Genomic DNA, 11997 nt, shown 5'->3' with positions numbered 1-11997 from the left:
AACCAAAATTCCCCAGCTATCAGCAAGAGCAATCCAACGAATCCAAGGAAGTATCTTTTAGGGTCTAACCTCCCTTCCTCCCGCATATCCTCTTATTTTTCGCCCTTTTCGTGCTTTGAAACCCGGTACAGAATGTAATAAATCCCGTAGGTAAACCCGATCGCGGAGCCACCTAAGATTCCCAGGGGAGAAATCCCGAACTTGCTATCCAGATAATTTCCGATAAAAACCGAACCGACGATGATAAAACAAAATTCCATCCCCAAGCCGGCGAGTTCCCAGGGGGAGGCTTCTTTCGGTTTTTTCGGCTCGGATCCTTGCATCATTTTACCGTAGAATCGTTCCAATCCTGGACCAGCGGATTTCCATTCTAGGAATCCGATACAGAATCGTACGTAGTAGCCAATTTGCGGAAGGGTCTCCACATTTATTCCTGAGTTCCAGTCCCTCGTATTGTTCCGCTTGTTGGGGGCCTTTTTCCGCCAATTCTTTTCCGCTCTTATATTGGCAGACGGAGTCCCTCCAGTTTACGGAAAAGTAAATCATCGCGGCCTTACCGAGCACATCTTCCCTAGGAACGAAACCCCAATATCTGGAATCAGAAGAATCGGGTCGATTGTCCCCTTCCATCATATAATGCCCTTCCGGAATCGTACATCCTGTCTGTTTGTAACAATCGGATCCGTGGTAATACAGGGAATCGCTTCCTTCCAGAACATAGTGTTCGAATCCGGGCTTTTCTTCCTTGTACAGAAAAGCACTCAGAGCCCGGGTATTGTCCAGATCGTACAGCAATTCGCCGGGAGAGATCTCTTTGTAATTGTACTTTTTAAATTCCGCTTGGCCCTTTTCCTTATAGTCGATTGCGGAATACGTGGAATAATGCCCGTCCCGGTGGACGTTCGTGAGAGTGATCCGGATCGTATCCCCCGGGAGCCCGATGACCCTCTTCACGTATCTTTTTGGAAAAAGCCCGTCCCTCGCATCCCCTGGTTCCGTCATTGCCCTCTCGGGAGGAATAAACGTCACTATGTCTCCTCGCTTAGGGTCGTCGTACCGGAATAGTTCCTTTTCGGTAAATGGCATACGGAAGGAATAACGCATTTTATTTACAAATAGAAAATCCCCGATCTTTAGGGTCGGAATCATGGAACCGGAAGGGATATTATTCGCGTCCAGTACCGAAGATTTAAAAGCCAAAACCAGCACTACGATGGCGACAAAGGAAAACGTGGAGGATACCGATTCGTCCTGGAATATCGCGGAAAGGAGACTTTTTTTAGATGGAATGCCCTGGGGCTCGCTCATAGGTCTATTGAAAGGAGATTGGGATTTCCCGTCAATCAAGGACCAAAAATCCTTACGCTTTTCAGAAAAACGACGATACTAAAAACGTGAAAGAGCAGATTGACCGCAAAATCATCGAACTTCGCCGTACCTTGGTATCCATGTCGGCGGGTATCCCGATCGTCGGCCTAAAAGGCGGAACGGAAACGGAAGATATGGACGCGGAGGAAATCCGGGTTCTACATCTGGTCGCGAAGGACATTGTCCCGGTAACTGTCAAAATCGGAGGTCCGGAAGCGAGAACGGATATCCGGATGCTCGCGAAGGAGGAGATCGAAGGGATTTCGGCCCCTATGATCGAATCGGCTTACGCTCTCAAGAATTTCATCTCCACTCTTAAGAGCATGCTCCCCCCTGTGGCCTATCGCAAGGTATTTAAATCCATCAATCTGGAAACCGTCACCGGTTACAAAAACCTTTTGGAAATCGCGGATTCCAAATCTTTCGAGGAACTGGACCAAATCACTGCGGCGCGTTCCGACCTTTCCGCCTCCATGGGACTCATTCCCGACGATGAGGAGGTCATGAAAGTGACCAAGACCATCATATCCATCTGTAAGGATAGGGGCAAAAAGACCTCCGTCGGAGGAACCATCACGAAGCAGAATTTCCGAAAAATCGCGGAGGAGATCGGCCCGGACAAGATCAATTCCAGACACGTTTGTGTGGACGCAAAAAAATCCGCGAACAAAAGCGAGGAAGTCGCCGAGGCGATGCTCCTATTCGAGATCGAACTCTACGACCTACTTGCCATCTTAAAGCCGGATAAGGCCTTCGCTTATAAGAACAGAATGGAAACGAATCGGGAAAGAATCGGATCTCGCAAGGTTCTCTATTCGATCCGATAAAAGATGGCCAAAGATACTAGGGATCTCATATTACGGACCTCCCTTAGGTTATTTTCCGAACAAGGATATCACGGAACCACGATGAGACAGGTCGCCCAGAAGTCGGGTCTGTCTCTGGGCTTGGCATATCGCTACTTCGATTCCAAAGAATCCATTCTCGAAGGTATCATACAGGCGCATGATAAAATTCTAAAGAAGTATCTACCGGAACATCTGACCTCCCCCGACGATCGTAGGGAATTGATCGAGTTCTTAGCCGGCCAAATCATAAAGTTGGTTAAGGAAAACGAGGATTATCTGCGTCTGTATTGGAATCTTATGCTTCAGCCTAAGATACATAGATTGAAGAGACGGAACATACATTTGGTGAATTTGATCTTTTACGAAAACGCCAAGAAAGTGATCTTAGCGGTAAAACCGAACTACTCGGAATTCGAAGTCAAAAACCTATCCTCTTCGACGATCGGATACATGATCAATTACCTTACGAACAAAAAGGAATTCAGCTTAGAGGATTTTCGGGCGTACCTGATCTACGCTTTGGAAAATACCTGAATTGAAGCGGAAAAAAGCGTCCCGTTTCGGAATGCATTTCGCCCCGACGCTTTTGTTCAAAGTTTGACGAATCGTATTTCTGCCTCTCTAGGGACATAAAATCGCCGGCCTTCGGAAAGCGTCGGACGGAACTTTTACTTTACTTTTATTCACCCGTCTTATATATAGTATACATGCAGGTAGATATGCTCCATGGACAATTGGACGAACTCTATCGTCCGATTTTAGGCTGGAACCAAAAAGGCATAGGAATGCTTACGGGCCGGGAAGGAATCTATCGCCTGGCGCTGCGTTGGGAATACGCGTTCGCGATTTCGGGATTCAAAGTATTCAATCTGGATTGTGCCATCCGATTCAATCCTTTCGTAATCACCGCAGAAACGAGAAGCGCCAATGTACGACCGGAGGAACTTCTGCAGAGCATATGGATCCAAAGAGCTTTTACTCCCTACCAGATTTTGGACTCCTTACAAGCGATCCTGAAACGGAGAGAGGAAGACACAGTGTATTTTTTATTAGCGCCTTGCAAACAATTCTTCGACGGGGACGTTCAGGAAGAAGAAGGCCGCTTTCTCCTGGATAAAATGCATTCCGTTTTGGAAGTCCTGCGACGGGAAGAATTCCCGGTGCTGATCGTGGAGTCCCTCGGATATTCTCACCCCACCTTCCAGCGTTTTTTTCCCAAGCTCGTAGATACTGCCGACGATTTATGGGAACTCAGAGTCGAAAGCGGACATTCCTATATGAAAATCAGAAAAGGAGCCATCTCACCCCAAAAGACTCTGAGCGCGCCCTTAAACGACGACCCGGGAGAGATTCGATATGGGTAGAACGGTAATCCCCTATTCCAGACAGATGCAACAGGTGGAGTCCAGTCTCAATGAATTCCGTAGAGGACTTCGTAAGCCGGACCAAATGATCTTCGACGAATTGATCCGAACGGCAAAGATGCAGGTGCAGGCGGGGGTTATGGCTTCCGCCCCCTATCCTATCGATTCCATGCTTCTCACCATGATCATAGACCTAAAAAAGGAAATCAGTTCGTTGAAGTACGAGTTGCACAAACTCGCCTCAAGGAAAGAAGGAGATGCCTCTTAAGTCCCTAGGCTTCGCCAAAGGCTATTTATTCGACGTCTACCATACGGAAGACAAGATTTATCTTTGGGTAAAAACGGATTCCGGAAACTCGCTGTTATTTTTCGATTCGTACCAGCCCGTGATCTACGCCAAGGGAGCGGTTTCGATCCTAGGAAAATTAGTCCGGAGACTCCACGAACTGGACGCATTAGGAGATCATCCCAAGTTCGAAAAACGGAAATTGTTTTACGAAAACAGCTTTACGGACGTCCTCAAACTGACGATCTCGAAACCTTCCGTATTGTCCAAAATCACCAAGAAACTCTACGCGCTTTACGGAAGATTCGATATCTATCATTCGGATATAGACGTACCTACCAGCTATATGTTTCACAAAGGTCTCTTCCCGTTATGCGAATTAAAACTGGCTTATACACCTACGGAAGAAGGGAGAAAGATCCGAAAAATCAAATGCCTTTCTTCCGTCTCCGATCTGGAATACAAAATCCCTTCTTTCCGACAGCTCTACATGCGTCTGGAAAAAAGCCATAGAATCGGATTCCAATCCAACCCTTTGATCCTGGAAACGGATCAAAACACGTACAGATTAAAAACGGACAAACCCAAGGATCTTCTCTTGGAGATAGATTCCGTCCTACGAAAAGAGGATCCAGACATCATCTTTTCCATGTACGGTGATCATACCATCTTTCCGAAATTGTTTTATTATTCGGAAAAGGTAGGCTTCCTTCCGAGCTTCGATCGGGACAAAACCGCTCCGATACGGAGACACATCACCACCAAAGGGACGAGTTACTTCACGTACGGAAACATAGTCTTTCGGGCGCCTTCCTATCCTTTATTCGGAAGATGGCATATAGACTCCGCAAACAGCTTCGTATACAAGGAGGCTTATCTTCCCGGAATCGTGGAATTAGCCAGACTCTCCCGACTCCCTATTCAAAGAATGGCGCGAGCCTCCACGGGCAAAGCATTGACTTATATAGAAACGGATGTGGCTCTTCGAAGAGGCTATCTGGTTCCCTGGCAAAAAAGCGCAGTGGAAGCTCCTAAAACCGCCATACAACTCCTGGAAGCGGACAAAGGAGGTCTGGTATTCCAACCGAATATATCCTTGGGAAAAACCGCGGAGAACGTAGCCCAATTGGATTTTGCACAGATGTATCCGAGAATCATGGTAAACCATAATATCTCTCCGGAATGCGTCAATTGCCCCTGCTGCGAATCGGATCCGAACGCCGATGTCGTCCCGGGCATAGGTTATAAAATCTGCAACAAGCGTTTCGGAATCGTTTCCGAAGCGCTTCAGGATGTTCTAGACAGAAGAGCTTATTACAAACAAAGAGTAGCGGAGGAATCCGATCCGGAAATAAGAAACGTATTGGACTCCAAACAATCCAGCTTGAAATGGATGTTAGTCACTTCCTTCGGGTATCTCGGATATCGGAATGCGAAATTCGGACGCTTGGAAAGTCACGAAAGCGTCAACGCGTTCGCGAGAGAAAAGCTATTGGCAGCCAAAGAAGTCACGGAAGAAAGGGATTATGTGTTCCTACACGCGATCACCGACAGCATATTCATACGAAAAGAGGATTCTTCTCCGTTTTCCTCCGGTGAACTGGAGGAACTTTGCAAAGAAATCACCGAACGTACCCGCATAAAGATAGAGGTGGACGGAATTTATACGTGGTTGGTATTTCCTCCTTCCTCCCAAGATCCTCTCATGCCGGTAGCAAACCGCTATATGGGAAGATTCCTATCCGGAAATCTGAAATTCAGAGGAATAGGAGCCAGAAGAAAAGATCTCCCGGTTTTCATCCGCGAGGCCCAATCGGAGATGTTGGAATGGATGCGGACTAAAATCTCGATCTCCGACCTAAAGAGTTCGGAAAACGAAATATTATCTATTTATGATAGATACGACCTTTTGTTGAGAAAAGGCAAGGTGGATTGGAAAGTCCTACTGTTAAAAAAATCCACGACCAAGGAATTGGACGAGTACGAGGTGGACGGGGCGACTTCCCTATCCATGCACAAACTGAGGGATCTGGGCATAGAAGTTCAAGCCGGAGAAAAAATCAGATATTTGGTTGCGAACCAATCCTCAAAGACAAAAGGACTGAGATACATACCCGAAGAGGAATTGCAATTGTCCGATAAAAAACCCTTTTACGATCGGAATTTCTACAGAAAATTATTGGTTTCCGCATTCAAGGAAGTGTGGTCCGAGTTCGCCTCTTTCGATCATTTCGATTCCTTGACCGACGACCAAGGAATGCTTCCGTTCTAAAGCGGATGCGGAACTCCGTATTCACTTCTTTTTCCCGTACACTCCGATCAACATCAAAACCGTTCGAGTGGATTGAGCCGTGATCCGAAAGTCCCTTCCGGTTTCCCTAGCAAGTTCGTCCCCTTTTTCAGAATCGATCCCGCGGATCACTCCGGAAATTTCGTATTCGGGATCCCGTTCCAGATCGTACGTCGGATCCGTGGTCCGTTTTTTCCCGAACACTTTGACGATGGTGGAATCGATCCGAGAAGAATGTTCGGCGGCAAGTTCCCCTTCTTTCGATAACAGATCGTCCACGGAATTTACTCCGGTCAAAAAGGGATCCCCGGAACTCAGAAACGCTTTCAGATTTTCAAAAATCGGATCTTTCGTCGTGTAGGATTTGTAAAGTCCGTACCCGACAAAATCCTCGTAGATAAAATGACGGTTCGCTACGATTTGGGTCGTTTCCTTTTTGATTTTGGCTCGGTTCTGCGCGGAATTCAAGGCAAACTTTAAATAATAATAATATCCTGCGGAAGGAACCGCCTTAGAATGATAAGGTTGTCCTATGTCCTGTACATAATGGCATACCCAAGCCGCGAATCTGTATTCCCAAAACGGATGACCGGTTTTTCCCGCAAATTCTGAAAGCCTCCGGAACAATTCCACCCGTTCCGGTAACATACTTCCGGCGGACATCTCCGGCGCAAAAGTTTTGACGAAAAAATTCTCGTGTCGAAAAAGCATATGGAAGGGGGCCTTACTACTTTCTCCTGTCGGATTCCCGAAAGGTTGGATTCCATACCCGTATTCCGGTACACTCCAAAGTTCGTGGTCCATTCCCCAATCCGGTTCGTCCACGTACGTCGTCAAAATCGAACGAACACTGATCTTTCTCCCTTTTACGTTTTCGAAAAAATAACGATCCATTTCCCGCTTTTCCAAATACGGATACACCTTGAACCGATCGACGAATCCGAATTTGGCGGTTTCTTTCGGGAGAAGACGTCTCACGGAATAAAATCTATGTGCGGGACGCAATCTAGCCGCTTTCAGAAATTCCTGCAACGGTCTCTTCTTTGCGGCGTTCGGATCCAGAATTTGGGGCTGAAAACGCTTTGCTCCTTTCGCCTCCAACCAGCGATAATATCCGTCAAAAACTTCCTTGAGTCCCCCCGCTTCCTTCGAAACGAAATCCTCCAGTTCCTCGGCCTCGACCTCCCGACCGGCGAACGCAGCGGAAGGATGTTCTAAAACGCGATCGATAATCAGATAATGCGACCCCCAGGCGGACAAAGGAGGAGAGAAAAATAGGAAAAGTAAATTCGGGAGAAGTAGAAGAGAGGCAAAACGCATCTCCCCAAACTTACGAAGTGCCTGATTTAGGCAAGTAGGTTTACTGCGAGAGTCGCTTCGCAGGGGAAAACGAACATCTTTCGTTAAGAAGTTCCGTTATGGGAGCATTGGCTCCGCGCGAGAGTCTCCGATCAGTCCGTTTTCTTTTGCTTTTTCTTTGTCTTAGGATCGGTTTTGGAATCTCCCGAGTCCGCTTTTCCCTCGGAGGAGATTCTCTTCAAATTAGGTTCGTAAGAGTTCAAATAGTTGTAGTTGAAGGTCACTAATCGTAGCGGAACATCCCAACTCACGTCCGCTCCTTCCGTCTTTAGCCTGAGAGTTTCCGCTTTCTGGATCCAGGACCGAGCTTCCTCGAATCGATTTACAGAAAGATAATATTGTGCCATTGTCACATTTCCGACGAAGAACCGGTAAGGATCTTTTTCCTCCTTTAAATGCTCCGTCAATAAAGGTAGGATTTCGGAATCGTTCTCCGGCTTTTCGTCGAACAGATAAGCGTCGGCCTTCTGGTTCCGATCCAACTTTTCGTCCTTTCTCTTATCCGCGAAATCGTTCAGTTGAACCAACTTACCGATCGGAGTCAGAACGAAAATTCTGCCGAAGGACTCGTCCAATTGGGCGGAATTCGCCGCCAACTTACCTCCCTGCATGAGGTTCGTCATGAAAAGTATGGCCCTTTCGGAAGGATTTTCCTTGTTCGTCACTAAACGGATCGCGACATTCAGGGATTTTCCTTCGAGATAATTCTTAAAGATCAGGACCTGCGGATTATCTTCGGTCAGATTGTGCAACACTGCGGAAACGATTTTGAACTTGTATTCGTCTTCGATCCTACGATCCAGATCCGTGATATAAAACAAATCCCTATACAAGTAGTCGGAAAGGAAGAACATGGTCTTGTCAAAGGCCGCCGTCTTCTTATTCGGATCGAAACTGTAGATAAAACCGCTTCCGTCCGGAACCATAGAATTCAGATTATCCCATAAAGATTGGGCCGCCAAAGATGCAGAGAAAGAGAGCATTAGAAATATGGAAAGAATTCTACGGATGAATCTCATTTTTTAAAAGTTAAATCCGTCTCGAAATTTGGCAAGACCATTCGATCTAAAACGCGAACACAGAGGGAAAAAGGTCCCCTGCTCCGCAAAGATCAGACAGAAAAAACATCCTCAAAAAACGGAAAGAATTCTATTTGAGGGATCCCAAAGTTTCCGCAATGTCTCGATTGATCAACGGGCTCGATCCTTCGAATACGATGGAAGGATTCGGACGAATCGTGGGACCGGACATTCCGAGGCAATCCAAGTTTCCGATCTTGCATTCCGGAGGATTGGCAGAGATCCAGAGCGCCCTGAGTACCGTATAATCCGTATCGTAGACGAATTCCTTTAATAGATTCAGATTTCCATCGTAAATCCTCACCGTCGTCGAGGCCTCGAAAGACTCGTATGCGGGGAGAATTCCGATCGTAACTACGCTAAAGAGATTGGAGAATATGGTCACCATATTCCGGAAGATTCTGCCGGAACCTTCTAACGGAGTGTTTATTCCGACAACGTAATAATCGAACGGAAGACTTCTCATAGAAAAACGATAGGTTTCTTTGTCCTTAGAGATTTCCAAAAATTTTTCCAGCTCTTTGACTCCCGAAGCCCCCGTCTTAGAGAGATAGAATTTAGCGAAGGACTGAACCCTTTCTTGGGGGACGTCCTTCCTGTTCTCCGGAGCTTTAGCCCAGACTAACTCGGGAAAACTTCCTAAGGAAGGATTCTTCAGGGTGCGTTTTTCCGGAATCTGTAATACCTCGAAAGAGACCGTTCCATCCGGATTTCGCAAGGAAGAAACGCGGAAAACGTGAAAGCCCAAATAAGCGACCCGTACGTTCTTACTTACCTTGGGAATCTCCGGAGCGGTTTTCGGTCCGGCTACGAAATACCTGGAGGCACAGGAAAAAACCGGAACCGCAAGGAGGAAGAGTAAAAGCTTTTTCAACATGGATTGTCGGGACCGGAACTAATCTAACAGGAATTCCCGGGATCCGGCTACCAGAAAACGGAAAACGAAAATCCTTTGCGCCTGCTCGAAATAAAAAAAGCCCCACCGAACGATCCGTCCGGCAGGGCGGTTTTGGAAATACTTGAAACGGATAAAAGATCTTGCGGCAAAATCGGCCGCTGCCATCCAAACCTTAGTTTTTCTTTTCCTTCAATTCCGGAGCCAATTCCGCCAAAGGAATTTTTTCCTTAGGAAGATGCTTGTATTCCTCGTATTCGTATCCTTTCGGATAATGATCCAAATCTTCCGGTTCGTAAAAATACTTATAATCCTTACGGTATCCCCATTTAAAGACGGAAAGTTCCGGATTCTGGTTCACCACCAGACAGGTAGGACTCACCCACCCTTCCGTCTTTTCGGTCTTGATCCGAACCAAAGGTCTAGGATGAATCGCATGGTTTCTATAATCGTACACTCTAACCACGGTTCCGACCGGCAGAGTTCCCACGATCGTCGGATTCTGTTTTTCGTCGGAAAGAATTCCTACGCTCGGCGAGAGTCCTTTTTCCAAAGTCGGGCAATTCAAATTGCCTACGACTTGGGCCGTGTTGGAACAAGCGCCCACTGAAAGAGCCAAGGTTCCTAGGATCGCGATATTGATGACTGCTTTTTTCATAGATCCTTTTCCTCTATTGGTGGTGATGGAGGCATTCTTCCAGCCTCGGATCTCCGACGGGAATCAGCGGAGCTTTTTCCAAACGTTTCAAAAGAACCAACCCGAAGAGGCCGACCATTCCGATCACGGTTCCCAAACTTACGATATAACCGCCCAGGGAGAAATCCACGAAGTTTGCCGGATATACCAGCCAGAAAATTTCGGTGGCTTGGGTAAACAGGATCCAAAGTGCTACCTTGACAAGGAAGTCGATGTCCCGTTTGTTCGGGCGATTCAATAGGAGAAAGAAGGGAACGGCGAACTTGATCGCAGGAATGGCGAGAGTCAAATATTCCCAACCTCCGGTCAAACGTTGCTCGAAGAAGAAGGTTTCCTCCGGAATATTCGCGTACCAAATCAGCATGAATTGGGAGAAGCCCACATAAGCCCAGAATACGGTGAAGCCGAGCATGAACTTACCCAAGTCGTGGATATGATTTTCGTTTACCAGATTTCCCAAAAAGCCTTTCTTTTTCAGGAAGTACGCCGCCACGACGAAGGAGGAAAGACCCGCCTGATATGCAGCCGCGAAACAATAGACCCCGAACATGGTGGAGAACCAGTGAGGAGTCAAGGACATGATCACCTCGAAAGAAACCAGAGAGAAGGAAAGCGCAAAGAAAACCAGGAACCCGCCCGAGAGTCTCGCATTGAACTTGGTATGTTTTACGTCCTTATCTTTGTCTTGGGTGACGGATCTTTTGTAGAAAAGATATCCGAATGTGGACCAAGCCGTCGCCAAAAAGACGAGGATTCCGCTGAAGAGTCCTATATTCAATAACGGTTTCTTGTGTTGCAAAAGATGATCGTGAGCCACGGCTTCCTCATGAGTCCATTCGTACAGATCATGAGCGCCTGCGATCAGGATGAGGAAAAGAACTCCGACTACGGGAAGGAATGTCCCGTAACCTTCCGTAATTCTACGGAGAGTTACCGGCCAGTGAGCTCCGGTGATATGACCTAGAGCCGTAAAAAAGATCCCGGAAATGGAAATTCCTAAAATGAAGAAGGTTCCGACCAGATACGCGGACCAGGCGGGATTGGAATGTCCGCCTTCGTGACGAAGATTCTCGTGTCCCAATCCGAATGCCGCGATCGCCAGACTGACGAGACCGACGACGATCATTCCGATCAGAGCGGTCCTGGTTTTGGAATCCAGCTTATAGTTGATGAGGTTTTGTTCTACCTTAACGTCCATTATTTCTTAGCCGTTTCCTTATTGGTCTTATTGTCGTAATCCTGGAGCTTACGGATGTACAGGACGATCTTCCAACGGTCTTCGGGAGCGATTTGGGAAGCGTAGCTGTTCATGCGTCCTTTTCCTTCCGTCATTGCGTGATAGATCTGTCCGTCGGAGTAAGCCTTTGCGGAAGCGGAGATCAGGGCTGCCATACGGCTACCGTCTCCTTGTCCCGCGTTCAATCTAGGACTCGGCCCGACTACGAAACCGTTTCCGGCTCCACGGACTCCGTGACAAGGGCTACAGTAGGTTTGGTATTTGTCTTCGCCGCGTTTCAGGTTGGCGAAATCCGCTTTGAACGGATTCGCTAATCCTTTGTTCGGAATCACGGAAATATCCAATCCTCTGTATTCGTACGGATAATATCCTACCGGAACCGCGCCTTTCGGAGGAAGACGAACCGCGGAGCGGTTTGCAAAAAAGGAATCCTCTTCCTGCGCTTCCCGTGCTACGGAATCCGCCATATCGGGCATGTATTCCATGGGAGGAGTCTTAGATTCGCAGTTCCAAATTAGGAGCACTGCGAAAGAAAGGATGAAAAACTTTTTCAGGGAAATCAAATTCATTTCTC

General features: G+C 47.2%; 13 protein-coding genes. 5 read left to right on the top strand and 8 right to left on the bottom strand.

From position 1 onward, the window contains the following. Nucleotides 1–92: 92 nt before the first annotated feature. Both EHO60_RS10200 and lepB read right to left on the bottom strand, forming a co-directional pair. Entirely contained in the window at nucleotides 93–326 is a 234-nt protein-coding gene (locus EHO60_RS10200; protein WP_167880203.1) for an AtpZ/AtpI family protein, read from the bottom strand. 1 nt (nucleotide 327) lies between these two features. Beyond that, nucleotides 328–1308 (bottom strand): signal peptidase I, encoded by a 981-nt coding sequence (lepB, locus tag EHO60_RS10195; protein WP_135768094.1) that lies wholly within the window; start codon nucleotides 1306–1308, stop codon nucleotides 328–330. Between the two features lie 86 nt (nucleotides 1309–1394). On the opposite strand from lepB, the gene EHO60_RS10190 reads away from it, so the two are divergent. The 5 genes from EHO60_RS10190 to EHO60_RS10170 all read left to right on the top strand — a co-directional run bounded on the left by EHO60_RS10190 (nucleotide 1395) and on the right by EHO60_RS10170 (nucleotide 6138). Next, nucleotides 1395–2195 carry an aldolase/citrate lyase family protein gene (locus EHO60_RS10190; RefSeq protein WP_135768093.1) on the top strand — a complete coding sequence of 267 codons (801 nt, stop codon included), beginning with the start codon at nucleotides 1395–1397 and terminating at the stop codon, nucleotides 2193–2195. A gap of 3 nt (nucleotides 2196–2198) precedes the next feature. Beyond that, the gene (locus EHO60_RS10185; RefSeq protein WP_135768092.1) at nucleotides 2199–2750 is read left to right on the top strand and encodes a TetR/AcrR family transcriptional regulator; all 552 of its coding nucleotides are present in this window, start codon (nucleotides 2199–2201) and stop codon (nucleotides 2748–2750) included. Nucleotides 2751–2923: 173 nt separating this feature from the next. Beyond that, nucleotides 2924–3580: a hypothetical protein gene (locus tag EHO60_RS10180; RefSeq protein ID WP_135768091.1), complete on the top strand. Its 657-nt coding sequence runs from the start codon at nucleotides 2924–2926 to the stop codon at nucleotides 3578–3580. Next, nucleotides 3573–3848, top strand: a complete 276-nt coding sequence (locus EHO60_RS10175; RefSeq protein ID WP_135768090.1) for a DUF8156 family protein — start codon at nucleotides 3573–3575, stop codon at nucleotides 3846–3848. The genes EHO60_RS10180 and EHO60_RS10175 overlap by 8 nt, the downstream gene beginning before the upstream one ends. Next, a complete protein-coding gene (locus EHO60_RS10170) occupies nucleotides 3838–6138 on the top strand; it encodes a DNA polymerase domain-containing protein (RefSeq protein WP_135768089.1) in 2301 nt (766 codons plus the stop codon). The genes EHO60_RS10175 and EHO60_RS10170 overlap by 11 nt, the downstream gene beginning before the upstream one ends. Nucleotides 6139–6159: 21 nt before the next feature. Here the strand turns inward: EHO60_RS10170 and EHO60_RS10165 are convergent, their stop codons facing one another. The 6 genes from EHO60_RS10165 to EHO60_RS10140 form a co-directional block, all read right to left on the bottom strand. Further along, the gene (locus tag EHO60_RS10165; protein WP_135768088.1) at nucleotides 6160–7476 is read right to left on the bottom strand and encodes a phospholipase C/P1 nuclease family protein; all 1317 of its coding nucleotides are present in this window, start codon (nucleotides 7474–7476) and stop codon (nucleotides 6160–6162) included. A gap of 131 nt (nucleotides 7477–7607) precedes the next feature. Beyond that, a complete protein-coding gene (locus EHO60_RS10160; RefSeq protein WP_135768087.1) occupies nucleotides 7608–8534 on the bottom strand; it encodes a hypothetical protein in 927 nt (308 codons plus the stop codon). 130 nt (nucleotides 8535–8664) lie between these two features. Beyond that, nucleotides 8665–9471 carry an Lp29 family lipoprotein gene (locus tag EHO60_RS10155; RefSeq protein WP_135768086.1) on the bottom strand — a complete coding sequence of 269 codons (807 nt, stop codon included), beginning with the start codon at nucleotides 9469–9471 and terminating at the stop codon, nucleotides 8665–8667. 193 nt (nucleotides 9472–9664) lie between these two features. Then, on the bottom strand, nucleotides 9665–10147 hold the full coding sequence (locus EHO60_RS10150) for an Lsa16 family lipoprotein adhesin (RefSeq protein ID WP_135768085.1): 483 nt from the start codon (nucleotides 10145–10147) through the stop codon (nucleotides 9665–9667). A 13-nt stretch (nucleotides 10148–10160) separates the two neighbouring features. Beyond that, nucleotides 10161–11384, bottom strand: coding sequence for a hypothetical protein (locus tag EHO60_RS10145; RefSeq protein ID WP_135768084.1), 1224 nt, complete (start codon nucleotides 11382–11384; stop codon nucleotides 10161–10163). Further along, complete coding sequence (locus EHO60_RS10140) at nucleotides 11384–11983, bottom strand: c-type cytochrome (protein ID WP_425460288.1); 600 nt, start codon at nucleotides 11981–11983, stop codon at nucleotides 11384–11386. The genes EHO60_RS10145 and EHO60_RS10140 overlap by 1 nt, the downstream gene beginning before the upstream one ends. Between the last annotated feature and the right edge of the window lie 14 nt (nucleotides 11984–11997).

It is taken from the genome of Leptospira fletcheri (assembly GCF_004769195.1).
Classification (GTDB): Bacteria; Spirochaetota; Leptospiria; order Leptospirales; family Leptospiraceae; genus Leptospira_B; species Leptospira_B fletcheri.
Note: the sequence above shows the minus strand (reverse complement) of the source record. Positions and strands in the feature narration are given on the sequence as shown.

Excerpts from the sequence above, each read along its gene's own strand:
- EHO60_RS10200 (WP_167880203.1), bottom strand. The coding sequence starts at position 326 with ATGATGCAAGGATCCGAGCCGAAAAAACCGAAAGAAGCCTCCCCCTGG.
- lepB (WP_135768094.1), bottom strand. The coding sequence starts at position 1,308 with ATGAGCGAGCCCCAGGGCATTCCATCTAAAAAAAGTCTCCTTTCCGCG.
- EHO60_RS10185 (WP_135768092.1), top strand. The coding sequence starts at position 2,199 with ATGGCCAAAGATACTAGGGATCTCATATTACGGACCTCCCTTAGGTTA.
- EHO60_RS10180 (WP_135768091.1), top strand. The coding sequence starts at position 2,924 with ATGCAGGTAGATATGCTCCATGGACAATTGGACGAACTCTATCGTCCG.
- EHO60_RS10175 (WP_135768090.1), top strand. The coding sequence starts at position 3,573 with ATGGGTAGAACGGTAATCCCCTATTCCAGACAGATGCAACAGGTGGAG.
- EHO60_RS10170 (WP_135768089.1), top strand. The coding sequence starts at position 3,838 with ATGCCTCTTAAGTCCCTAGGCTTCGCCAAAGGCTATTTATTCGACGTC.
- EHO60_RS10165 (WP_135768088.1), bottom strand. The coding sequence starts at position 7,476 with ATGCGTTTTGCCTCTCTTCTACTTCTCCCGAATTTACTTTTCCTATTT.
- EHO60_RS10160 (WP_135768087.1), bottom strand. The coding sequence starts at position 8,534 with ATGAGATTCATCCGTAGAATTCTTTCCATATTTCTAATGCTCTCTTTC.
- EHO60_RS10155 (WP_135768086.1), bottom strand. The coding sequence starts at position 9,471 with ATGTTGAAAAAGCTTTTACTCTTCCTCCTTGCGGTTCCGGTTTTTTCC.
- EHO60_RS10150 (WP_135768085.1), bottom strand. The coding sequence starts at position 10,147 with ATGAAAAAAGCAGTCATCAATATCGCGATCCTAGGAACCTTGGCTCTT.
- EHO60_RS10145 (WP_135768084.1), bottom strand. The coding sequence starts at position 11,384 with ATGGACGTTAAGGTAGAACAAAACCTCATCAACTATAAGCTGGATTCC.